Source organism: Microbacterium protaetiae (assembly GCF_004135285.1).
Lineage (GTDB): Bacteria > Actinomycetota > Actinomycetes > Actinomycetales > Microbacteriaceae > Microbacterium > Microbacterium protaetiae.
In genome coordinates, this window is sequence record NZ_CP035494.1 from 740,640 (window position 1) to 764,181 (window position 23,542).

Annotated in this window: 21 protein-coding genes; 9 read left to right on the forward strand and 12 right to left on the reverse strand. The window is 68.1% G+C overall.

All coding sequences use genetic code 11. The annotated features are described in order from the left end of the window. The first annotated feature begins 3 nt into the window (after nt 1–3). Together ET475_RS03280 and rhaI are read left to right on the forward strand one after the other, a co-directional pair. Nucleotides 4–399, forward strand: coding sequence for an L-rhamnose mutarotase (locus ET475_RS03280; RefSeq protein ID WP_129385983.1), 396 nt, complete (start codon nt 4–6; stop codon nt 397–399). Then, nucleotides 396–1,562 (forward strand): L-rhamnose isomerase, encoded by a 1,167-nt coding sequence (rhaI, locus tag ET475_RS03285; RefSeq protein ID WP_129385985.1) that lies wholly within the window; start codon nt 396–398, stop codon nt 1,560–1,562. Before ET475_RS03280 ends, rhaI begins: the two co-directional genes overlap by 4 nt. Before the next feature lie 4 nt (nt 1,563–1,566). Here the strand turns inward: rhaI and ET475_RS03290 are convergent, their stop codons facing one another. Beyond that, nucleotides 1,567–1,806, reverse strand: a complete 240-nt coding sequence (locus ET475_RS03290; protein ID WP_129385987.1) for a DUF2442 domain-containing protein — start codon at nt 1,804–1,806, stop codon at nt 1,567–1,569. After that, nucleotides 1,757–2,026, reverse strand: a complete 270-nt coding sequence (locus ET475_RS18375; protein ID WP_129385989.1) for a DUF4160 domain-containing protein — start codon at nt 2,024–2,026, stop codon at nt 1,757–1,759. Before ET475_RS18375 ends, ET475_RS03290 begins: the two co-directional genes overlap by 50 nt. 104 nt (nt 2,027–2,130) lie before the next feature. On the opposite strand from ET475_RS18375, the gene ET475_RS03300 reads away from it, so the two are divergent. Next, the gene (locus ET475_RS03300; RefSeq protein ID WP_129385991.1) at nt 2,131–4,167 is read left to right on the forward strand and encodes a bifunctional aldolase/short-chain dehydrogenase; all 2,037 of its coding nucleotides are present in this window, start codon (nt 2,131–2,133) and stop codon (nt 4,165–4,167) included. Then, nucleotides 4,164–5,573 carry a rhamnulokinase gene (locus tag ET475_RS03305; RefSeq protein WP_129385993.1) on the forward strand — a complete coding sequence of 470 codons (1,410 nt, stop codon included), beginning with the start codon at nt 4,164–4,166 and terminating at the stop codon, nt 5,571–5,573. The genes ET475_RS03300 and ET475_RS03305 overlap by 4 nt, the downstream gene beginning before the upstream one ends. A gap of 36 nt (nt 5,574–5,609) precedes the next feature. Here the strand turns inward: ET475_RS03305 and ET475_RS03310 are convergent, their stop codons facing one another. Then, nucleotides 5,610–6,791 carry an enterochelin esterase domain-containing protein gene (locus tag ET475_RS03310; protein ID WP_165310712.1) on the reverse strand — a complete coding sequence of 394 codons (1,182 nt, stop codon included), beginning with the start codon at nt 6,789–6,791 and terminating at the stop codon, nt 5,610–5,612. Nucleotides 6,792–6,994: 203 nt separating this feature from the next. Here ET475_RS03310 and ET475_RS03315 point away from each other — a divergent pair, with 203 nt between their 5' ends. Beyond that, entirely contained in the window at nt 6,995–8,473 is a 1,479-nt protein-coding gene (locus ET475_RS03315; protein WP_129385997.1) for an MATE family efflux transporter, read from the forward strand. Between the two features lie 66 nt (nt 8,474–8,539). Continuing rightward, nucleotides 8,540–10,078 carry a molybdopterin-dependent oxidoreductase gene (locus ET475_RS03320; RefSeq protein WP_129385999.1) on the forward strand — a complete coding sequence of 513 codons (1,539 nt, stop codon included), beginning with the start codon at nt 8,540–8,542 and terminating at the stop codon, nt 10,076–10,078. A 33-nt stretch (nt 10,079–10,111) separates the two neighbouring features. On the opposite strand, the gene rocD is transcribed toward ET475_RS03320, so the two are convergent. Together rocD and ddaH are read right to left on the reverse strand one after the other, a co-directional pair. Further along, a complete protein-coding gene (gene rocD / locus ET475_RS03325) occupies nt 10,112–11,335 on the reverse strand; it encodes an ornithine--oxo-acid transaminase (protein ID WP_129386001.1) in 1,224 nt (407 codons plus the stop codon). Then, nucleotides 11,332–12,222, reverse strand: a complete 891-nt coding sequence (gene ddaH / locus ET475_RS03330) for a dimethylargininase (RefSeq protein WP_129386003.1) — start codon at nt 12,220–12,222, stop codon at nt 11,332–11,334. The genes rocD and ddaH overlap by 4 nt, the downstream gene beginning before the upstream one ends. A gap of 198 nt (nt 12,223–12,420) precedes the next feature. Between ddaH and ET475_RS03335 the strand changes: the two genes are divergently transcribed. Further along, complete coding sequence (locus ET475_RS03335; RefSeq protein WP_207205397.1) at nt 12,421–13,170, forward strand: hypothetical protein; 750 nt, start codon at nt 12,421–12,423, stop codon at nt 13,168–13,170. A gap of 285 nt (nt 13,171–13,455) precedes the next feature. Next, nucleotides 13,456–14,847 carry an HNH endonuclease signature motif containing protein gene (locus ET475_RS03340; protein WP_129386005.1) on the forward strand — a complete coding sequence of 464 codons (1,392 nt, stop codon included), beginning with the start codon at nt 13,456–13,458 and terminating at the stop codon, nt 14,845–14,847. Nucleotides 14,848–14,889: 42 nt separating this feature from the next. Here the strand turns inward: ET475_RS03340 and ET475_RS03345 are convergent, their stop codons facing one another. The 7 genes from ET475_RS03345 to ET475_RS03375 form a co-directional block, all read right to left on the reverse strand. After that, nucleotides 14,890–15,324 (reverse strand): type II toxin-antitoxin system VapC family toxin, encoded by a 435-nt coding sequence (locus ET475_RS03345; protein ID WP_129386007.1) that lies wholly within the window; start codon nt 15,322–15,324, stop codon nt 14,890–14,892. Nucleotides 15,325–15,329: 5 nt separating this feature from the next. Then, complete coding sequence (locus tag ET475_RS03350) at nt 15,330–15,596, reverse strand: ribbon-helix-helix protein, CopG family (protein ID WP_129386009.1); 267 nt, start codon at nt 15,594–15,596, stop codon at nt 15,330–15,332. Nucleotides 15,597–15,688: 92 nt separating this feature from the next. Beyond that, nucleotides 15,689–16,714, reverse strand: coding sequence for a LacI family DNA-binding transcriptional regulator (locus ET475_RS03355; RefSeq protein ID WP_129386011.1), 1,026 nt, complete (start codon nt 16,712–16,714; stop codon nt 15,689–15,691). A 44-nt stretch (nt 16,715–16,758) separates the two neighbouring features. Further along, nucleotides 16,759–18,660 (reverse strand): glycoside hydrolase 5 family protein, encoded by a 1,902-nt coding sequence (locus ET475_RS03360; protein WP_242497750.1) that lies wholly within the window; start codon nt 18,658–18,660, stop codon nt 16,759–16,761. Then, nucleotides 18,657–19,496 carry a carbohydrate ABC transporter permease gene (locus ET475_RS03365; protein ID WP_129386014.1) on the reverse strand — a complete coding sequence of 280 codons (840 nt, stop codon included), beginning with the start codon at nt 19,494–19,496 and terminating at the stop codon, nt 18,657–18,659. Before ET475_RS03365 ends, ET475_RS03360 begins: the two co-directional genes overlap by 4 nt. After that, on the reverse strand, nt 19,489–20,475 hold the full coding sequence (locus tag ET475_RS03370; RefSeq protein ID WP_129386016.1) for a carbohydrate ABC transporter permease: 987 nt from the start codon (nt 20,473–20,475) through the stop codon (nt 19,489–19,491). Before ET475_RS03370 ends, ET475_RS03365 begins: the two co-directional genes overlap by 8 nt. 79 nt (nt 20,476–20,554) lie before the next feature. Beyond that, nucleotides 20,555–21,865, reverse strand: a complete 1,311-nt coding sequence (locus ET475_RS03375) for an ABC transporter substrate-binding protein (RefSeq protein WP_242497751.1) — start codon at nt 21,863–21,865, stop codon at nt 20,555–20,557. 199 nt (nt 21,866–22,064) lie between these two features. On the opposite strand from ET475_RS03375, the gene ET475_RS03380 reads away from it, so the two are divergent. Beyond that, complete coding sequence (locus tag ET475_RS03380; RefSeq protein WP_129386019.1) at nt 22,065–23,525, forward strand: GH1 family beta-glucosidase; 1,461 nt, start codon at nt 22,065–22,067, stop codon at nt 23,523–23,525. The last annotated feature ends 17 nt before the right edge of the window (nt 23,526–23,542 follow it).

A 23,542-nucleotide genomic window follows, 5' to 3' on the forward strand; every position in this document is an offset into this window, starting at 1 on the left:
CTCATGACCCGCGTCTGCTTCGAGCTGCGTGTCAAGCCCGAGCTGCTCGACGAGTACGTCGCCCGGCACAGCCCGGTCTGGCCCGAGATGCTCGCCGAGATAGCGGCGGCCGGCCGCCGCAACTACTCGATCTTCCTCGGCGAGGGCGGTCGGCTCATCGGCTACTACGAGACCGACGATGACGCCGCGGCGCAGGCCTACCTGGCGGCATCCCCGGTCGCGGCGAAGTGGGAGGCCGAGATGGCCCGCTTCTTCGAGGGGCTCGAGGGACGCCCCGATCAGAACGCCACGCCCCTCACTGAGATCTTCCATCTCGCCGACCAGCTGGCCGCGGCACCCGTGCCCATTCAGCACACACACGGCGAAGCATCCACCGACGACGAAAGCGACGCATCATGACCACCCTGTCCCCCGAGATCCTCGACGCGCTCGAGAAGCAGGCCATTGAGCTGCCCAGCTGGGCATTCGGCAATTCGGGCACCCGGTTCAAGGTGTTCGCCACGCCCGGCACGCCGCGTGATCCGTTCGAGAAGATCGCGGATGCCGCGCAGGTGCACAAACACACCGGGCTGGCGCCGACTGTCGCCCTGCACATTCCGTGGGACGTCGTCGACGACTACGCGGCGCTGCGCCGGCACGCCGAAGACCTGGGCGTGGCCCTGGGCACCGTCAACTCGAACACGTTCCAGGACGACGACTACAAGTTCGGCGCCCTCACGCACGAAGACGACCGCATTCGCCGCAAGGCCATCGACCACCACCTCGCGTGCATCGACATCATGGACCAGACGGGGTCGCGCGATCTGAAGATCTGGCTCGCCGAGGGCTCGAACTACCCCGGGCAGAATGACATGCGCGCCCGGCAGGACCGCCTGCACGACTCGCTCTCCACGATCTACGCGCGCCTGGGCGAGAACCAGCGCCTCGTGCTGGAGTACAAGTTCTTCGAGCCGTCGTTCTACCACACCGACGTTCCCGACTGGGGCACCTCCTACGTGCAGGTGGCCGCGCTCGGCGAGAAGGCGAAGGTGTGCCTGGACACCGGGCACCACGCCCCCGGCACCAACATCGAGTTCATCGTCATGCAGCTGCTGCGCCTGGGCAAGCTCGGCTCGTTCGACTTCAACTCGCGCTTCTACGCCGACGACGACCTCATCGTGGGCGCCGCCGACCCGTTCCAGCTGTTCCGCATCCTCGTCGAGGTCGTGCGCGGCGGCGGGCTGAACAACCCCGACGTGGCCTTCATGCTCGACCAGTGCCACAACATCGAGAAGAAGATCCCCGGGCAGATCCGCTCGGTGCTCAACGTGCAGGAGATGACCGCCCGTGCGCTGCTTCTCGACCGCGAGGCTCTCGCGCAGGCGCAGACGGCCAACGACGTGCTCGCCGCCAACGCGATCTTCATGGACGCGTTCCAGGTCGACGTGCGCCCCGCACTGGCCGAATGGCGCGTCTCACGCGGACTGCCGGCAGACCCGATGGCCGAGTACGCGGCATCCGGCTACCAGGAGCAGATCGAGGCCGACCGCGTCGGCGGCGTACAAGCCGGGTGGGGCGCGTGACGGATCAATCAGTTCCCGTGAGCAACCAGCGCACGGAGATGTCTTCGTCGATCTCTTCCCAGTGGAGCGTGGTGCCGGGCCCGAGGATCTCCCACTTACTGCGCTGCACCGGCGTCGCGGCCTGCAATCGCGGGAACCATTTCAGCGGTGCCGAGACAGCCCGCCCATCCTTCAACGTGACAATGAGCGCATCGTCAGAGACACGCACATCGACCGCCTCGATCGTCTCGATCAAAGAACTCATGCCACACCTCCCACAGATACTCGCGGTTCGCGACAATGATCCCACGGATCCGACGCAACTCGTGCGGGGCGAATCCATCATTCCGCGCCAGCGCGACCTGCGCCAGCCAGTACTTCGCTTCGCACCGATCCGCGAGCACGTGAATGTGCGGCGGTTCACCGTTCTCACGACTATGGAAGAGCAACCGATACCTTCCGGTGCGCATCACCGTCGGCGTCATGATGACCTCATTCGGACGACGCTACCCACCTGCCGCCCGGCGCGGCCCGCGCCCGCCTCGATCCGTGGACAACTGACCCGTACCCCCTTCCTGTGGAGGAACCAATGACCAACCCCACCGTCACCGACCTGATCGCGCGCAGCAACCGCCTGGGCGCCGACCCCGCGAACACGAACTATGCCGGCGGAAACACCTCTGCCAAGGGCACCGAGATCGATCCGGTGACGGGTCACCCCGTCGAGCTTCTCTGGGTCAAGGGCTCGGGCGGCGACCTGGGCACCCTGAAGCCCGAGGGCCTCGCGGTGCTGCGCCTGGACCGCATGCGCGCCCTCGCCGACATCTACCCGGGCGTCGACCGCGAAGACGAGATGGTCGCCGCCTTCGACTACTGCCTGCACGGCAAGGGGGGAGCTGCCCCCTCGATCGACACCGCCATGCATGGACTGGTGGATGCCGCGCACGTCGACCACCTGCATCCCGACTCCGGCATCGCCATCGCGACGGCCGCCGACGGCGAAGAGCTCACCGCCACCATCTTCGGCGACAAGGTCATGTGGGTGCCGTGGCGCCGGCCCGGCTTCCAGCTCGGCCTGGACATCGCCGAGATAAAGAAGCAGAACCCGCAGGCGATCGGTTGCATCCTCGGCGGACACGGGATCACCGCCTGGGGCGAGAGCTCCGACGAGGCCGAGGCGAACTCGCTGTGGATCATCTCCACTGCGCAGGCCTACATCGACGAGCACGGCAAGACCGACCCGTTCGGCGGCGTCCGCCCCGGGTACGGGGCGCTGGGCGAACCCGAACGGCACGCCAAGGCCGCCGCTCTGGCGGCGACCATCCGCGGACTCGCGTCGACCGACAAGCCGATGGTCGGCCACTACACCGACAGCGATGCGGTGCTCGACTTCCTCGCCTCCGAGAAGGCACCCGCGTTGGCCGAGCTGGGCACCAGCTGCCCCGACCACTTCCTGCGCACCAAGGTCAAGCCGCTGCTGCTGGATCTTCCCGCCGATGCCACTGTCGAGGCATCCATCAACCGGCTCAAGGAACTGCACGAGGCCTACCGCGCCGACTACGCCGCCTATTACGAACGGCACGCGGATGCCGCCTCCCCGGCCATGCGCGGCGCCGACCCGCTGATCGTCCTGGTGCCCGGTGTGGGCATGTTCAGCTACGGCGCGAACAAACAGACCGCGCGCGTGGCGGGCGAGTTCTACGTGAACGCGATAAACGTCATGCGCGGCGCCGAGGCGCTGTCGAGCTACCAGCCGATCGCTGAGTCAGAGAAGTTCCGCATCGAGTACTGGGCTCTGGAAGAGGCCAAGCTGCAGCGGATGCCGAAGCCGAAGTCGCACCAGGGGCGCATAGCGTTCGTCACGGGTGCGGCATCGGGCATCGGCAAGGCCATCGCGACGCGCCTGGCCCGCGAGGGCGCCTGCGTCGTGGTCGCCGACCTCGACCTAGCCACGGCCCAGGCGGCTGCGGCCGAGCTGGGTTCCACCGACGTCGCCATCGGCGTGGCCGCGAACGTGGCCGACGCCGACGGCGTGCAGGCCGCGATCGACGCCACCCTGCTTGCGTTCGGCGGCATCGACCTGGTCGTGAACAATGCCGGGCTCTCGCTGTCGAAGCCGCTGCTGGAGACCACCGAGAAGGACTGGGATCTGCAGCACGACGTCATGGCGAAGGGTTCGTTCCTTGTCTCGCGCGCGGCCGCGAAGCCGCTCATCGAGCAGGGCATGGGCGGCGACGTGATCTACATCTCGTCGAAGAACAGCGTGTTCGCCGGCCCGAACAACATCGCCTATTCGGCGACCAAGGCCGACCAGGCGCACCAGGTGCGGCTGCTGGCGGTCGAGCTCGGCGAGTACGGCGTGCGGGTCAACGGCATCAACCCCGACGGGGTCGTGCGCGGCTCGGGCATCTTCGCCGGCGGTTGGGGCGCGCAGCGCGCGGCGACCTATGGCGTGAAAGAAGAGGACCTCGGCCAGTTCTACGCGAACCGCACGATCCTCAAGCGCGAGGTGGTGCCTTCCAACGTCGCTGACGCCGTGTATGTGCTGACCGGCCCCGAGCTCTCGCGAACGACCGGGCTGCACATCCCCGTCGACTCGGGCGTGGCCGCCGCGTTCCTGCGATGAGCGTGGGCGATCTCGCCGCTATCGACCTGGGCGCCACGAGCGGACGGGTCATCGTCGGCCGCGTCGGCGCCGATGTGCTCGAGGCATCCCAGGTCGCGCGATTCGTGAACACCCCGGTGCACGCCGGCGACGGCCTGCACTGGGATGTGCTTGCGCTGTACGGCGGCGCCGTCGATGGGCTGCGCAAGGCGTTGCGCACGCACCCCGAGATCGCCTCCATCGGCGTGGACGCGTGGGCGGTCGACTACGCGCTGCTGCGCGAGGGACGCATGCTCGGCAACCCGTTCCACTACCGCGACGAGCGGTGCGAACGCGGCGTCGCGAAGGTACACGAGCGGATGCCGCATCCCGAACTGTTCGCTCGCAACGGGCTGCAGTTCCTGCCGTTCAACACGCTCTACCAGTTCGCCGCCGAAGACCCGGCGGTGCTCCGGGTCGCCGACACGGCGCTGCTGATCCCCGACCTGGTCGCGTATTGGCTCACCGGTCGCGCGGTCGCCGAACGCACAAACGCGTCGACCACCGGCCTGCTGCGGGGCGGCGAATGGGACGACGAACTCATCGGCGGGCTGGGGTTTCCGCGCGGCATCCTGCCCGAGCTGGTCTCACCCGGGGACCGGATCGGGATGCTGCGCCCCGACGTGGCCGCCGCTCTCGGCGCGGGTTCGGGCCTGCCCGTGACCGCGGTGGGCACGCACGACACAGCATCGGCCGTTGTGGCGGTGCCCATGCAGGCCGAGCACGCCGCGTACATCTCGTGCGGCACGTGGGGGCTGGTGGGCGTCGAAGTACCCTCTCCCGTGCTGACGCCCGATGCGCTCGCGGCGAACTTCACGAACGAGGGCGGCGTCGACGGCCGCATCCGACTGCTGCACAATGTCATGGGCCTGTGGGTGCTCAGCGAGACGGTGCGCGGCTGGGAGCGCGACGGTCACGCCGTCGATCTGCCGGCGCTGCTGGCTGCTGCGGCCGCCATCGACACCGCGCCGGTGTTCGACATCGAGGATCCGCGCTTTCTGCCGCCCGGCGACATGCCCGCGCGCATCGACGCGTGGTGCGCCGAGCACGATATCGCCGCGCCCCAAACGCGAGCCGAGTACGCCCGGTCGATCGTCGAGTCGCTCGCACTGGCATTCACCGACGCTGTGGCTGCGGCATCCCGAATCTCGGGCGTCGAGGTGCGCACCATCCACATCGTCGGCGGCGGGGCGCTGAACGAGCTGCTCTGCCAGCGCACGGCCGACCGCGCGGGGCTGCCGGTGCTCGCGGGGCCTGTCGAGGCCACAGCCCTCGGCAATCTGCTCGTCCAGGCCCGGGCGGCCGGGTTCGTCAGTGGGTCGCTCGAAGCGCTGCGCGACCTCGTCGCCCGCACGCACGCGCCGCGTCGGTTCGCGCCGCGCAGCTGACACCGGCTCCCGGCTGCGTGCGCCCGTCAGAGCCCGTCAGAGCGCGTCGAGCGCGTCGAACAGCCCGATCCGCCACCACGCGAAGTCGTGCCCACCGGTGTACACGCGCAGCGCGGCATCGCCCCCGGCGCGCCGGGCCGCCGCGGTGAAGGCCTCGGCCGCCGGCAGCAACGCGGGTTCCTCGGTGCCGGCCTGCACCAGAAACCGCCCCTGGATCCGCGATCCGGCCAGCGAACGCACCAGGTCGCCGACCTGCCCCGCTGGTGGCCGCAGCGACTGCCCGGCGCGGTGAGGGAACGACCCCGACTGCACGATGGCAGTGCCGGCAATGTCGGGGCGCAGGCACACCGTGAGCGCAGCGGCGAGCCCACCGAGGCTCTGACCGGCCACAACGGTGCGCGCGGCATCCCATCCGCCGATGACGGCGGCGACAGCAGGCACGACCTCATCGAGCAGGTGCGGCAGCAGCCGCTCCGGGTCGGGAAGCAGCTGCGCACGCCGAGCGAGCGAACCCGAGGGCACCAGCACGGTCGTCGGCCCGCCCACGCGCACCAGCGCCGCGGCGATGCCGAGCTGCTCCCACCATTCGCCGTCGAACAGCATCAGCACCCGTGACGGGTCGCCATGCACCACGGTGGCCGCGTGCTCGGACAGGTGCACGGTGCTCAGCGGCGGCTCGTCGACTGCCGCGGCATCCCAGGCAGGGTGCCGCGGCGCGCGCGGCATCGTGAGCACCGACGACATCGTCCCCAGCGGATTGGGGATCGTGTCGGGGTTGCGCGGGTCGGTGCGCCCGAGCTCGTGGATGCGCCGCCATCCTTCCCGCGTGCGCCCCGCGTCGCGCGGCAGTGACGCGTCGGCGGCGAACCGGTAGCTGACCCGCAGATCCGCCGGCAGCAGATAGGTGAGCGCGTGCCGGCCGCCGGCGACCGGTTCCATCAGCGCCGGCACGATGTTCTCTCGGTGAGCATCGGTCACGCCGTTGAGGTGGACCATCACCTCGTGTCCGGCAACGGCCTCGGCGACGAAAGTGACCGGGTGCAGCATCCGCCCGTCTTGTTCGATCGGCTCGCCGATGACCGGCCACGACGCGCTGATCCGATCGGGATGGATGCCGCGGCGCAGCCGCTCGTGCGCGGCGGCATCGGAGCGGATCGGGCCGCCTGCCGCATCCCGCGGCACGCCGTGGGGCTCGGCGTCGTCGACTGCGGTCGGCATTGTCTCCTCCATCGGTGACGTCCGTTCGGCCGTCACCACCAGGTTAGGTCGGCGCGTGACGCGCGGCGCACGACGCGTGACACGCGCGGCGCGAGGGCGTCCTGCCAGACTTCTCCGAAACGATTCGATAGACTTCCTCTTCAGGCGACCGTGCACCGGTCGCCTTCCGTCTTCCCTCCCCACACTTCTCGCCGAGAGCTCTTATGGCCACCACTCTCACCACGGGTCGCCCGTGGCGCGTCATTCTGCTGTTCGCCGTGCCATTGCTGATCGGCAACGTCGTGCAGCAGCTCTACCAGTTCGCCGACACGATAGTGGTCGGTCGCCACCTCGGGGTGGATGCGCTGGCCGCGGTCGGGGCGACCGGTAGCCTGCTGTTCCTGCTGCTCGGCTTCGCGTGGGGCATGACCAGTGGGTTCGCCATTCCCACCGCGCAGGCGTTCGGCGCCCGCGACTATGCGCGCGTGCGCCGGTCGGTGGCCTCCGGCGCGATCCTCACCGGAATCACGACGGTCGTCATCACGGTCGTCGCCCCGTTGATAGCGCGCCCGGTGCTGCAGCTGCTGCAGACGCCGTCGGTGCTGCTGGATCAGGCGACGGTGTTCACCCAGGTGAGCTTCCTGGGTGCGGGCGCGACGATGTTCTTCAATTTCTTCGCCGCCATCATCCGTGCAATCGGCGACTCGCGCACCCCGCTGGTGTTCCTCACGGTGGCGTGCGGACTGAACGTCGTGCTCGTGCTGCTGTTCGTCGGCGTACTCGAGTTCGGCGTGGCAGGGGCAGCCCTGGCCACGGTCGTCTCGCAGGCGGTCTCGGTGCTGCTGTGCCTGGAGTACGTGCGCCGCCGCGTGCCGGTGCTGCACGTGCACCGGGGTGACTGGCGGGTCTCGCGGGGCGACCTCGCACTGCACCTGCGCCTGGGCCTGCCGATGGGCTTTCAGGCCTCGATCATTGCGATCGGCACCCTGACGGTGCAGGTCGCGTTGAATCGGCTGGGCGCCGATGCCGTCGCCGCCTACACGACGGCGTCGCGCGTCGACAGCATCGCGGTCGCCTTCTTGCAGTCTCTGGGGCTTGCCGTCTCGATGTACGCCGCCCAGAACCTGGGCGGACGCCGCCCCGACCGCATCCGCCGTGGTGTGGTGCAGGCCACCGGAATGGCCATCGTCATCTCGCTCGCCCTCGGCGCTCTGCTGATCGGGTTCGGCACCCAGATGGTGCGCATCTTCATCGGCTCGGGCTCTGACGAGGTGGTCCATCTCGCACATCTCATGCTCATCGTGAACGGGGTGAGCTACTGCGCACTGGGCGTGCTGTTCGTGCTGCGGGGTGCCCTGCAGGGCATCGGACACACCTTCATTCCCACCGCGACCGGGGTCATCGAGCTGGTCATGCGCGTGGCCGCCGCTATTGTGCTCGGCGCACTGATGGGGTATGTCGGGGTGGTCATGAGCAACCCGCTGGCCTGGCTGGGCGCGGCGGCGCTGCTGATCCCCGCGTATGTACGCGAGCATCGTCGCCTCGCGAAGCTGCCGGTGGCCCCCGAACTGGCCACCGAGACCAGCGCGATCGCCGTGATCGGCCCCACCGATGGGTCGATGGTCGTCGACGCGGTCATCACGCAGCCGGTGCCTGTGGTGGCCCGGCGGCGCCTGCGACGCAAGGTGGGCGCCGGGCGCTGAGCGGTTCGGGATGCCGCGACCGACCGCGGGCATCCCGTCACCCGCTCGCAGACGTATGCTCACTTCGTGGGCGGCTCGACGGCGTGGCGTGCGTTCCTGGCAGGAATCGCGGCCGTCGTGCTGGGCGCGGGGATCGGCGAACTCGCCGCCGCGGCCTTCGCGCCGGCATCCAGCCCCCTCGCTGCCATCGGCGACGTGCTCATCGATCTCGCCCCGCCCTGGGCGAAAGAGTGGGCCATCGGCCTGTTCGGCACGTCGGACAAGCTCGCCCTGTTGATCGCGATCGCCCTTGTGCTGCTTGCCGTCGCGGGCGCACTCGGGCTGCTGGAAGCGCGCTTTGCGCGCATCGGGGTACTCCTGTGCGCGGCGCTGGGCATCGTGGGCATCGCCGCAGCATCGTCGCGAGCGGATGCCACGGGTCTCGCGTGGGCACCCTCGGCAGTCGCCGGCGCCGCGGCAGCATTCACGATCGGCCCCCTCGTGCGGCGCGCGGGGGCGGCACCCGGTGAGCCGGCAGCGCAGGATGGCGCCGCCGGCATGGACAGGCGGCGCTTCTTCGCCTGGGCGGGGGCGGCCACCGTGATCGGCGTGGCGGCGGCGGTCGGCGGCTCGCTCCTGCAGACCGGGGCACGCACCGTCACGGCCGCGCGCCGTGCGCTGCACCTGCCCGTGCCCGCACGAGCGGCAGCGCCGATTCCCCCCGGCGCCGAGCTGCGCGTTCCCGGTCTGGCGCCGCTGGTCACCCCCAACGAGCGCTTCTACCGGATCGACACGGCCCTGCTGGTGCCGCAGGTCGACCCTGCGCAGTGGTCGCTGCGCATACATGGCATGGTCGATCACGAGGTGACACTGACCTGGGCGCAGTTGCTCGCGCTGCCGCTTCAAGAGAGCTACACGACCCTCGCCTGTGTGTCGAACGAGGTCGGCGGCGAGCTCATCGGCAACGCGAAGTGGCTGGGGTACCCGATTCGACATCTGCTGGCGCAGGCGGGCCCGCATGCCGATGCCGACATGGTGCTGTCGCGCTCTGCCGACGGCTTCACGGCGGGCACGCCGCTCGAGGTGCTCACCGACCAGCGCGATGCTGTTCTCGCCGTCGGCATGAACGACGAGCCGCTGCCGCTCGAACACGGGTTTCCGGTGCGCATGGTCGTGCCGGGGCTGTACGGTTACGTGTCGGCGACCAAGTGGGTGGTTGACCTTGAGGTCACCCGGTTCGACCGCGCCACCGGATACTGGACCACGCAGGGATGGGCGCCGCGCGGGCCCATCAAGCTCGAGTCGCGCATCGACGTGCCCGGCGCCGTCGACACCGTCGCCGCCGGTCCGACCGTGATCGCCGGCGTGGCCTGGCAGCAGCACGTCGGGGTGTCGCGCGTCGAGGTCTCGATCGACGATGGGGCGTGGCAGACAGCCGAGCTCGCCTCGGCGATCTCCGACGACACCTGGGTGCAGTGGCGCCTCCCCTGGACGGCGACCTCCGGTCACCATGTCATCCGCTGCCGGGCGACCAGCCGCTCCGGGCAGGTGCAGACCGCGCGGCAGGCGCCGCCGGCGCCCGACGGTGCCACCGGATGGCCGCAAGTCACCGTGCAGGTGCCGTGAGCGCACCGCCGGGCCGCGGCATCCCGCCCGCTGTCAGCCTTCGAGCACGACCTTCAGCTGTTCGATGGCCCAGTCCAGCTCGGTCGCACGGATCACCAGCGGCGGAGCGATGCGGATCGTCTGGCCGTGCGTGTCCTTCACGAGCACGCCGCGAGAGAGCAGTCGCTCGGCGACCTCGCGACCGGTTCCGATCTGCGGGTCGATGTCGACGCCTGCCCACAGCCCGGCCACGCGCACCTCGGTGACGCCGTGTGTGACCAGCTCGTCGAGCCTGGTCTTCAGGTGTGCACCCAGCGCCGTCGCGCGCTGCTGGAACTCCCCCGCCTCGAGCATCTCGACCACGCGCAGGCCGACCGCCGCGGCCAGCGGGTTTCCGCCGAACGTCGAGCCGTGCTCACCCGGTCGGATCACACCGAGAACCTCGCGATCGGCGGCCACGGCCGAGACCGGCACGATGCCGCCACCCAGCGCCTTGCCCAGCAGATAGATGTCGGGCACCACGTCTTCTCGGTCGCAGGCGAAGGTCGTGCCGACCCGCCCCAGCCCCGACTGGATCTCGTCGGCGATGAACAGCACGTTGTGACGCGTGCAGATCTCGCGCACCTCGCGCAGATAGCCCTCGGGCGGAATGATCACGCCGGCCTCGCCCTGAATCGGCTCGATCAGCACGGCAGCCGTCTCGGGCGTGATCGCCGCCTCGATGGCGGCGGCGTCACCGTACGGCACCGAGACGAACCCCGGGGTGAAGGGGCCGAACCCGTCACGCGCGGTCGCATCGTCGCTGAACCCGACGATCGTGGTGGTGCGGCCGTGGAAGTTGCCGTTCGCGACCACGACGGTCGCGGCATCCACCCCCACACCCTTGACCCGGTAAGCCCACGCGCGCGCGACCTTGATGCCGGTCTCGACAGCTTCGGCGCCCGTGTTCATGGGCAGCACGAGGTCTTTGTCGCACAGCGCGGCCAGCGCGGTGGCGAAGGCACCGAGCCGGTCGTTGTGGAAGGCGCGGCTGGTGAGAGTGAGCCGGCCGAGCTGCTCGGTGGCGGCGGCGATGAGGGCAGGATGCCGGTGCCCGAAGTTCAGCGCCGAGTATGCCGAGAGCAGGTCGAGATAGCGCTTGCCTTCGACGTCGGTGACCCACGCACCCTCACCGGTGGCCACGACCACCGGCAAAGGCTCGTAGTTGTGGGCGAGGTGGTCGTCTTCGGTACGGATGATGCGCACCGCCTTCGTGTCGAGAGTGGGTGCAGCGCTCATCGGGTCGCTCCTCGCAGTTCAAGGGTGCAGCACTTGATCCCGCCACCGCCGCGCAGCAGTTCGGACAGGTCGATGTGCACCGGGTGGTAGCCGCGCTCGCGCAGCTGGGCGTCGTAGCCGGCCGCGCGCGGCGAGATGAAGACGTTGCGGCCATCGCTGGCCGAGTTCAGTCCGAACACGGCGCCGTCGGCATCGGCGACGCGGATGGCATCGGGAAAGCGCTCCTCGAGGATTCCGCGACTTGTCGCATCGAAAGCGCCCGGCAGGTAGGCGATGTTGGCCTTGTCGACGCCGTCGGCACCGACCACCGGGTCGAGCACGCTGATGGCGGTGTCGAGGTGGTAGAACTCGGGGTTCACCAGGTGCAGCGAGACGACCTCGCGGCCGAAGACGTCGGCGATCTCGCGGTGGCTGTCGATCGACGAGCGGAATCCGTACCCGGCCAGAATCGTCTCGCCGGCCAGCAGGATGTCGCCCTCGCCCTCTTGCACGGCGACGGGTTCGACGACCTCGAAGCCGTGCGCAGCGAACCAATCCATGAACGGGCGCTCTTCGCCGCGGCGCTCATCGACGCTGAACTTGACGCCGAGCGCGGTGCCGTCGACGATGAAGCCGCCGTTGGCGGTGTAGACCATGTCGGGAAGGCCCGCCACCGGGTCGATCAGCTCGACCTCGTGGCCGAGCGAAAGGTACGTGTCGTACAGCGTCTGCCATTGCCGCACCGCCTTGGCTGTGTCGGTGGGCAGCGCCTTGTGCATCCACGGGTTGATCTCGTAGCTGACCGTGAAGTGCTCCGGTTTGCACATCAGGTATCGCCGGTGCTGCTGAATACGGGTGGATGCCGCGGCCTGGCCCGCCTCGGGTGCAGCGGTGTTCTGCAGGGACATATCGCTCCTCACTGAGTGTGGTGGCGGACGCTGTCCTGTGGCCCGGCGGCACTTCGACCCGTCACCGTGAGCGGCTGCGAGGAAGAGGCGTCACGAGCACGCCGCATCCATTCTCTCACTGCCCGCCCGATCCTCGCCCAGGCTCTGCCCAGCGGGTCGTGTGTCAGCACGGCATTCAGTCCGTGCCAGGCTTGACGTATGGCTCGCCGCACCGCCGATCAGACGCGACGGCTCATTCTCGACGCCGCCCTGCAGCTTCTGCTTGAGCGAGGTGCGTCGGCCGGGGTGCAGCACATCCGCCTGCAGGAGGTATTGCGCGCCGTCGGCCTGACCTCCGGAGCGGCGTATCGCATCTGGGCCGATCAGGACGAGTTCCACCGCGATCTGGCGGTGGAGACGATGGGCCTGCGCTTCGACGTCCCGACGGCGAGCGCCACAGCAGCGGTCGACGAGGCCCTGGCCGGCGGCGGTGGCCTCGATGACGTCGTGCGCGCCGGTGCGCGCGATCACGTCGAATACGCGGCGCAGTTTCACCTTCGCCCGCAATCGCGTGATGCGCACGTGTTCGTCACCGCACTGGCGCTGCGCACGGCGGCCGGCGCCTGGCCCGAACTGCGCGCAGCCGCCGCCGCCCGGCATGAAGAGTCGATCGATGCGTTCTCGCAGTTCTACGCCGAAATGCTGGAACGCTTCGGCCGTCGCATGCGCACGCCCTTCACCATTCGCGACCTCGCCGAAGCCCTCGCCGCGCTCGGCGAGGGCTTCGCGGTCCGGGCCGCGGAAGGGCTGGAGCATCCGGTCGTGGTGGTCGGCGATGACGACGAGTCATACCCCGGAGAATGGACGCTGTTCGGCATCGCTATCCGCGGGCTCGTCGACACCTTCACGATCGGCGATGAGGAAGCGGCCCCGGCGGCAGGGCCCTCGCCCGCCGACCGGAGCCGCTGACCCCGATATGTCGGAGCGGGTGGTGCCCCCCGTACAGCGTCCCCCATCACTGCGGCCACCACACTCCACGACCATGGTCGCTGAGGATCGCTGCCGAGGATAGAAAGATAAATTCTTTCTCTTCGAGCGCCGGCCCGCGGTGACGATTTTTTGTTCTCATCTTTCTGACTTTCAGATGACGTAGTTCTCATCCATCAATCCCGTGTTTTCACGGTACAGATGCTTGTCATTAGCATCTTGTTTCGATAGTATGGAGGTGATCCAGCGAAGACGGAGGTGCCAGCGATGTCAACGACGACGAGCCTGTCTCCTGCTCTCACCGAGCTCGACGAGATCGTCGACGACCTTCGCCAGTCGCGAGAGCGAGCCGCTGCCGCATTCGCCTCTGAGATGTTCTTCTTCGAACGCATCGCCGGCGTCGTCGACAAGCGTGAGCAAGAGCGTGCCGCGCAGCATGAGGGCGCCCGCACCCGCTCATCCCAGCTGGGCATGCGCGAGGTGTTCGCCGAGATCGGGGCCGCGCTGAGGTTGAGCGAGTGGCAGGTCGCGCGAAAGGTGTCGATCGCGTGGACGTTGACGAATCAGTTCCACGAGACGCTGTGCGACGCCAGCTGCGGGCAGATCTCCCCCGAGCACGCGAACCTGATCGCCGAGGCCGGTGTCGTGATCGAAGACGACGGCGTACGGCGCGAATACGAGGCCGTCGCCCTCGACATGGCGGCAGAGATGACTCCGGGCCAGTTGAAGTCCGCATTGAGCGGTCTTGTCGTACGCCTCGATCCCGAAGGCACCGAGCGACGTGTGCAAGAAGCCATGAAGCGCCGCAAGGTGTCCCTGCGCGAACTCGAGCCGGGGATGGTGCGCTTCACCGCCGACGTGCCCACCGCGCAGGGCGTCGGTGCGTACAACCGCATGCGCGACCTCGCCACTGAGATCTTTGACGACAACGCCGCCGAGAAGGCCGCGACCGCAGACGGCCCCGACAGCGACGACGACGAGGAACCCGTCTACGACGAGCGCACGCATGCGCAGATCATGGCCGACGTCTTCTGTGACCTGTTGTTGACCAGTGCGGCGCACGGGCACGGCGCCGACGAGCACACGCGAGACGTTCTGAACGCGATAGCGCCGACCGTACACGTCACCGTGCCCGCCACGGCCTTGGCCGGCGAGACGGTCGGCGGCGCGAGCGTGGCTGGGTTCGGACCCATCGACGACGAGACAGCCAAGCACCTGGCCGCGATGGCGCCCGCGTGGATCCGGGTGTTCACCGATCCCTGCAGCGGGGTGCCGATCAGTGTGGATCGGTATCGGCCCTCTGCGAGGCAGCGCCTGTTCTTGGAAGTCAGAGACGAGCAGTGCCGGTTCCCCGGATGCCGTCGTCGTGCGCGCAAGTGCGACATCGATCACACCCGCGCACACGCCGAGGGCGGCCCCACCTGTCTGTGCAATCTCGAGCATCTCTGCGAGAGACACCACACCCTCAAGCACGAGACCGACTGGCTCGTCGACCAACTACCCGGCGGCATCCTCCGGTGGACGGCGCCGACGCTGCGCACACATGTCACCCGACCACCGGGCACCGTGAGATTCGATCCGGTAGCACTGATCGATCCCGATCCCCATCTCAAACACCAGCTGCGCCAGGCGCTGGCGCGCGACCCCGCGCCCTTCTGAGGCCGCGTCGGGCCGTCACGCCGCACGGCGCCTGCGACGACATCACAGAACAGACTCGCTGCCATCCGCCAGCGGATCGATGCGAGCCAGGCCGGGGATGCCGTCGAATGCCGGATCGGGCGAGGCGATCTTCTCGATGCCGTAGGCGAGCGCGGTCGCCGCGTGGACGGCATCGCGCCCGCGCACCGCCGTGCGTTCGATGAGATCGAGCGAGAGATCGAGCACCTCGCGGTCGAAGTTCAGTATCGTCATGCTCGCCATGACGTCACGCGCCTCGCGACCTGCGCGACGTCGGTCGCGGGTGCGTCGCAATCTGTGGTGTGCGAACTCCTGCACCATCTCTGTGCTCGCGTACATGCGCACGTCAGCGGCGGCGAGCCGATCAACGAAAGCACGAGACCGGCTCCGTTCGCCTTCAGCAGTGCCGAAAGCGTACAACAAGACTGCGGAATCGATGAGGATCGCGCGGTCACCCATCGGATTCACGAATTGTCTCGCAGCACCGGTCGATCGAGCGGATCGTCTTTGATGTCTTCCCAATCCTCAGCAGGCTGTGGGACCTCGTCGGCGCTCGCCCACAGCCGGTGGAGCGCCGCCTGAACGTCCGCACGGCGCCGGTCGAGCCTCTCATCGACCGCATCACGGATGAATGCGCCGATGCTTATCCGTTCTTCACGCGCCTCAGCGACGAGTCGGCCATACAGCTCTTCGTCGAAGAGCACCTGCACGCGTCGGTCGAGAGTGGTCATGCGACAATTCTACGTCGACATGCACATATCTACACATACATGCACATGTCATCGTACTTCTCCCCGTCACCGCGGCATCCCGCTCCGAATCCTCACGAGGCAGGCCGGCTCGTCTCGCGCACGACGAGCCGGCTGGGCGTGGGCGCTTCAGCCTGCTCCTGGTCGGCGTTTATCGCGTGCAGCAGATTCCGTGCGCTGCGCTGGCCCTGCGCCGTCGGCTGCCGATCGAGCGCCGTGATCGCAGGAGCGGAGATATCGCACAGCATGGAGTCGTCCCAGCTGACCAGGGCCATGTCGGATCTGCCGCCGCGGGTCAGGGAACGCAGAATCCCGAGCGCCATGACATCGTTCGAGCTGACCACGGCGGTCGCATCCGACCACCTCGCGAGTCGCTCGGCAACCAGCTGTTGCGCTCCAGCCCGCGTGTAGTCGCCTTCCACGACGGTGACCCGGATGCCGCAGACGGTCGCCTCGGCGGCGATCGCGTCGCGCCGCTCGACCTCGTGGGCGAGATTGAGCGGTCCGGTGACGTCGATGATGTCGGTGTGGCCGAGGGAGGCCAAGTGGTCGATGATCACCCGCGCATCGGTGACGAGGTCCTCGACGACCTGACGACCGGTATCGGGGTCAAGGCGCAGACCGTGCATGACGTACGGCATCTTCAGCGAGCGCAGCAGCGCCGGGCGCCGGTCATCGACGAGCCGGTCGAGCACAATCACGCCGTCGACGCGGCGCTCGGCGCTCCACTGGCGGTAGACATCGAAGTCGCGGCCGGGTGCCGTGCCGACCATGCGCAGCAGCAGCGACTGATGTGCGGCAGAGAGCACCGACTCCACTCCGCTGAGCAGGCTCATGTAGTACGGCTCCTGGCCCAGCAGTTCGGGGTCGCGACGCAGCACCATCCCGATGGTGTCGGTACGCGAGCGCGACAGGGCACGCGCCGATGAGCTGGGATGCCAGTCCAGCTCCCGCGCCAATGCGAGCACGCGTTCGCGAGTGGCCTCGCCCACCCCGGGCCGCCCGTTCAGGGCGTATGACACCGACGCCACAGAGATGCCCAGCCGCCTGGCCATCTCGTGGATGGTGACGCGTTGTGCATCCAGCTTGTCCCCGCTCATCCCTGCAACTCTCGCACGTCACCCACCCGCCGCTCGGGAGCGTTTCAGACGATCTCGCGCACCGCCGTGCCGTACGGGCCGAGATCGACGACCGGTGCGAGTGTGCCATCCAGGGTATGCAGTGCGCCGGATGCCACGACCGGCGTCACGCTGGTCTCTTGGCCGTGTTGGCTGGCGAACACCGCGAACCGCCGCCCGTCGTCGTGCTCGATCGTCGCGGCGAACACCTCGGGGTCGGCGACGGCAACGGGCCGGTGCACCCGGGCGCGGGCGGCGAGCGCGTCGTACAGCCGCCAGGTGTCCTCGGGATTGACCCGTGCGCTGCGCGCGGCCATGTACTCCAGCGGATACGTGCACAGCACCGCGTAGCCGTCGCCGTGCCGGCGCCCGACCAGCGCAGGTCGCCCGTGGTCGTCCACGGCGAGCACCTCTCCGTCGGTGACCACGACCGGAAGATAGGCGCGGGCGTCGGGGGTTCCGGCCGCGCGCACATGCAGACGATCGCCGACGTGCAGCGTGCCCAGATCGGTGGTCAGCTCGATCGTGACGGTGTCGCCTTCGATGGGTTCGACCAGGCCGTAGTCGGTGTCGATGCGCACCCCGAACAGCTCTTCGGTGAACGCCCACCACGGTCCGCGCTGCTCGGCGGTCTCGCCGGCGCAATACGACGCATAGACGATCGCTCCCTCGTCGGCGAGCGATGACAGCTGCTGCCAGGTAGGGCCGCACAGCTGCTTGACCGAGGGGACCAGATACAGCCGATAGTCGGATGCCACGCCCCCATCGGCGATCTCGCGCTCCACTGCGACCGGCACATCGGCCTCGCGGGCGGCGATGTAGGCCTGCTCGCCGACGGCGACGATGTGCGCCCGCTCCGTCTCGCGGCTGAACGGATATCCCTCGGCCAGATGCGACGGCAGCACGAGGGCTGCCTCGCGTGACGACCGCCGAAGCCCATCCGCCCCCATCGCCGCGAGGTCGGCGGCGAAACCCGCCAGCTCGTGCAGGGCCGGCTTGGGGGCGCCGGTGGAATCGGTGATGCCGAAATGCAGCTCGAACGGATGATGCGAATAGGGCCGCTCGGCCACGAGATCATCGAAATCGGTGTTGTTCCACGCTATCCAGCCGACCGCACCCGCCAGCAGCGTGTTGTACAGCTGCTGGCGGTAGTAGTCCGCCGCCCCGTGTGCCGACACATACGCATCGGTGACGCCGAACTCTTCGAGAACGACCGGCAGCTCACCGACTCGGCACAGTTCGGCGACCCATGCCGCCTTCAGATGCTGGCGGATGCGGTCGGACTCCATGCGATACACATGCGGTCCGACGAAATCCGACAGCGGGGCCAGATCGCGAAGTCGAAAGCCGTTGTCGTGCCCGGTCGTCTCGATCCCCCAGGCGCCGTCGCCGATCGACACCGGCAGCGTGGAACCACCGGCGCGAATGGCGTCGATGAGCAGCCCTGCCCATGCCGCGACCACGTCGTGCGGTGCCTCGCCGCCGTAGATGGGCACTTCGTTGCTGAGCAGCCAGCCCGCCACGGCGGGGTGGCTCCCGAAGCGTGCGGTCAGCTCTCGCACGTACCAGGCCTGCCGCCCCACGAACCACACGTCGCGGTACAGGTCGCGCCCGGCGCGCCAGGCCGGATCCCAGTTCTCGCCCGACATGTGCCCGACGACGAAGGTCGGGATCGTCGTCATGCCCGCATCGGCATGCGCATCGAGAAAGTCGGCGTACCGGGCGATGCAGTCCTCGTCGAGGCGATCGGGTTCGGGCTGGAAGTCCGGCCAGAAGAAGAACGACCGCGTCATGTTCAGTCCATGCGCTGCCAGCACCGCGAGCTCTTCGCGGACGACGGCGGGATCGTACCGATCGGTCCACATCCGCGGGCCGCCCACCCGCGACCAGAAGTTGGCTCCGATCCACACCGGCACCGTCGGCGTCACTTCACCGCCCCCGCCGTAAGTCCCGCCACGAAGCTGCGCTGCAGCACCAGGAACACGATCACGATCGGAACACTGACCACGAGCGAGGCCGCCATGATCTGGTTCCAATACACGTTCACCTGCGTGGAGTACTGCTGCAGGCCGATGGCGAGAGTCTGCGTGGGACCGTTCGTGAGAACGGAGGCGAACAGCAGTTCACCCCAGCTGGTCATGAAGCTGTATATGCCCACGGCGACCAGACCCGGCCGGGCCGCCGGCAGCAGCACATGCCACAGAGCGCCCATGGCACCGGTGCCGTCGACCTTCGCGGCTTCGTCCAGCTCGCGCGGGATGCCGTCGAAGTAGCCGGCGAGCATCCAGATGGCGAAGGGCAGCACGAACGTGAGGTAGGTGATCACCAGACCCAGCCGGGTGCCGATGAGCGGGATGCCGGTGGCCTGTGTGATGTTGATGAAGATGAGGAACAACGGCAGCAGAAAGAGGATGCCGGGGAACATCTGCGTGGACAGCACGGTCGTGGTGAACACGCTCCGACCGCGGAAGCGCCACCGTGAGACCGCGTAGGCGGCGAAGACCGCGATCACAAGGCTCACGCCCGTGGCCGCCGTGCACACGATGAGGCTGTTCACGAAGTACTGGGCCAGCGGCACCGTGTTCCAGATGTCGATATACGGCTGGAAGGTGATGTTTTTGGGCCACCACGTGAAGCTGTCGAGCACCTCGCCGAGGGGCTTGACCGACGAGGTGACCATCACCCAGATGGGGAAGATCGTGAAAAGACTGAGCACGACGATCGTGACGACGCGGAAGACCCGCGTTCCTGATGTCTCACGCACGCTTCGACCTCCGATTCACGAACAGCAGATACGCGACCGTCACGATCAGCAGGAAGATCAGCAGCAGCACCGACATCGCCGAGCCGTAGCCGAAATTGAAGGTGAGGAACGACGCGTTGTAGATGTGGAACGAGATGAGATCGCCCGCCGGCGGCTGCGCGGTCTTGCCGAACAGCACGAACGGCGTATTGAAGTCGTTGAAGGTCCACAAGAACATCACCAGCACGAGCACGACGTTCACCGGGCGCAGCATCGGCAGGGTGATCGATCGCCACTGGCGGAAGGGCTTGGCCCCATCGACTGCTGACGCCTCGTAGAGGTCCTCGGGCACGGATTGCAGTCCGGCCATGAGCATCAGGAACGCGAACGGCCACAGTCGCCAGATCGCCACGATCACCAGCGCCCAGAACGCGTTGCCCCCGATGAGCCAGAACGGCTTCTCGCCGGGCAGTCCGAGGGTGTCGAACAGCAGGTGATTGACCGCCCCGGTGTCTTTCTGGAACATGAACTTCCACGCGATGATGCCGGCGTAGATCGGGATCGCGTAGGGGATGAGAAACAGCGTGCGGAAGATGCCTCGCCCCGGAAAGCGCCGCTGCAGCGCGACGGCCCCCGCCATCCCCGCCAGCCACGCGATGGCGACCACGAGCAGCGTGAACGCGCACGTGATGAGGAACGAGTTCAGCAGCGCTTTGCCGACGACGCCGTTGACGTCCACGATGACCCGGTAGTTGCCCAGGCCCAGAAAGGGAGCCTCACTCCAGTTGCGCAGATACTGCTGGGTGAGCTTGATGAAGCTGATCCAGATACCCGTGATCATCGGGATGATGTGCACGAGCAGCTCGAACACGACGGCAGGCAGCAGCAGCACGTACGGCAGCCACCAGCCGACCCGTCCCAGCCGTCGTCGGGTGGAACGGGGCGCCTCCGGCCCGGTGGTGGACTCCGGGGACGTGTGCGCGGGCGCGATTGCAGACATTCAGCGTCTCCTTGATGTCACGCCGCCGGATGTCTCGCGTGCGGTGCGCGCGCGAGACATCCGGCGGGCGGCCGCATCATCAGCCCGCGGCTTCGACCTGCTGCTGAGCGGTGTCGAGCATCGATGAGATGTCGGCGTCGGTGACGTTCTTGCCCGTCGCTATCTGCGCGAACAGGTTGTTGATCCCCTTGCCCACGGTGCTCTCGAAGTCACCTTCGCTGGCGACCTGCGGCAGCGGCTTGGAGCGGTTCTGGTAGGCGTCCATGAACACCTTCGCCTCGTCGGCGTCGCTCGTGAACTTCGCCTCAGCGCCGCTGAGGACGGGAAGGACGGAGTACGGCTCGGCCAGTTCGGACTGCACGTCGGTGCTCGTCATGTACTTCACGAACTTCAGCGCCTCGGGCAGGTGCTTGGTGTAGTTGAAGATGGAGATGTTGATGCCGGCCGGGAAGGTCGAGATCTGCGCCTTCGCGTCGCTCGGGGCGGGTAGCGGCACCACGCCCCAGTCGCCGGGCTTCATGCCGTCGGCCTTCAGGGTCGTGTCGGCGTTGTTCTGGCTGAGGAACATCGCCGCCTTGCCCGAGGCGAGATCGGCCGCCGACTGCGCCGCGTTGTCGTACTGCGCGTCGGCGGGATCGGCGACCTTCGACGTCTGCATGAGGTCGAGGTAGCGCTTGATGCCCGCGACGTTCTCGGGCGTGTTGAAGGTCGGCTTACCGCTGGAGTCGTAGAACTCGCCGCCGTTCTGCGCCGAGGTCAGGAACGCGAAGTGGATGTTCTCGGTGTAGCTGCCTGCTGCTAGGGTCAGGCCCCACTGGTCACCGGTGGTGAGCTTCGTGGCGTCGCTGACCAGGTCTTCCCACGTCGTCGGCGGCTCCAAGCCTGCCTTGTCGAACATCGCCTTGTTGTAGTACAGCCCGTAGGCCAGTCCGTACAGCGGCACCGATGTGGGCGTCTTGCCCGGTGCGCCGCCGGCGTCGAGGGCGGTCTTCACGAATCGGTCCAGCCCGCCGATGGCGGCGGCGTTGGTGTCGTCGAACTCGGTGAAGGCACCGGTCGACTGGAACGCGGCACCCCACGTGTTGCCGATGTTGACGACATCGGGCCCCTGCCCGCTGGTGATGGCCGTCTGGATACGCGTCTGCAGATCGTTCCAGCCGATCACTTCGAGATTGACCTTGATGCCGGTCTCGTCGGTGAATTTCTTCAGGACAGGGGTGAGCACCTGCTTGTCGTTGTCCAGGCTCGACCCCTGATTGCTCGCCCAGTACGTGATCGTGGCGCTACCGCCGCTGCTGGACGAACCGCCACCCCCCGCGCATCCAGACAGGACCACCGACACCGCGGCCACCGCCATCGCCGCCGCGATCGCCTTCTTCTTCGCTTCCACCCTGACTCCTTCGTCTCGCACGGCTCGGGGCCGTGTCCCCTCGCGGCGGGCCCGAGTGGGTCGTCACTTCACTGAGGGGGGATCCGAGCGCTAGTGTAACTTAACCGGTTCGGTTGGCAAGATCACGTTTCGATCTCGGTCCCGTTGTCCCCTCGGCAACGGCGCGGAACCGGTGCAGACAGAAAGGCGACGGCGGCGAATGACCACTTCACACTCCAAGACAGACTCGGCGACCACCCTTGATGGACCAGCAGCCGGGACGTTCCCCGACGGGTTCATGTTCGGAGCCGCCACGGCCGCGTATCAGGTCGAAGGCGCCGCACGTGAGGACGGTCGCGGCCCCTCCATCTGGGACACCTTCAGCCATACCCCCGGCAAGGTCGCCGGCGGCGACACCGGCGATGTCGCATGCGACCACTACCACCGCCTTGAAGCCGACCTCGACCTCATGGCCCAGCTCGGACTGGACTCCTACCGCTTCTCGATCGCGTGGCCGCGCATCCAGCCGACCGGCCGCGGCGAGGTGAACCAGGCCGGTCTCGATTTCTACCGCCGCCTGGCCGACGGTCTGCGCCAGCGCGGCATCCGCCCTTTGGCGACCCTCTACCACTGGGACCTCCCCCAAAGCCTGCAGGATGCGGGCGGGTGGGGCGTGCGCGAGACGGCACACGCGTTCGCCGACTACGCCGGCATCGTCGGTGGTGCTCTCGGTGACCGCATCGACGCGTGGACGACGCTGAACGAGCCATGGTGCTCGGCCTTTCTCGGCCATGGTTCGGGAGTGCACGCGCCAGGGGTCACCGACGCGGTCACGGCGCTGCGCGCCGCGCACCACTTGAACCTCGGCCACGGCCTCGCGCTGCAAGCCCTGCGCGGATCGGTGCCGTCGGGGGCGGAGTACTCGGTGTCGTTGAACCTGCACGTCGTGCACCCCGACCGCCCCGATGTGGCCGAAGACCTCGACGCCGTGCGCCGCATCGACGCGCTGGGCAACCGCATCTTCACCGGTCCGATGTTCGCCGGCGCTTATCCGGAAGACCTGCTCTCCGACACCGCCCCACTCACCGATTGGTCGTTCGTACACGACGGCGACCTGGCCGACATCCACCAGCCGCTGGAGACCATCGGCATCAACTACTACTCGACGAGCCGCGTGCGGCAGTGGGACGGCACCGGCCAGAACAACCACTCCACCGGCCATAACCTCTCTTCGGCATCACCGTGGCCGGGTGCCGACTCGGTGCAGTTTCTGCCGCAGCCGGCCCCTCATACTGCGATGGGGTGGAACATCGAGCCGAGCGGTCTGTACGAGCTCATCATGCGGATGCACCGCGAGAACCCCGACAAATCCCTGCTGATCACCGAGAACGGCTCGGCTTTCGACGATACCGTCACCACGGCCGACGGCCAGCGCCGCGTGCACGACCCCGAGCGCACCGACTACCTGCGCCGTCACCTCGAGGTCGTGCTGCAGACCATCGCCGAGGGCGCCGATGTGCGCGGGTACTACGCGTGGTCGCTGCTGGACAACTTCGAGTGGGCCTACGGCTACAGCAAGCGCTTCGGCCTCGTGCACGTCGACTACGACACGCTGGAGCGCACGCCGAAGGACAGCGGCCTGTGGTACGCACAGGTCGCGCGGGCGCGCAGCCTCGCCTGAGGCGAGGGGAACCGCCG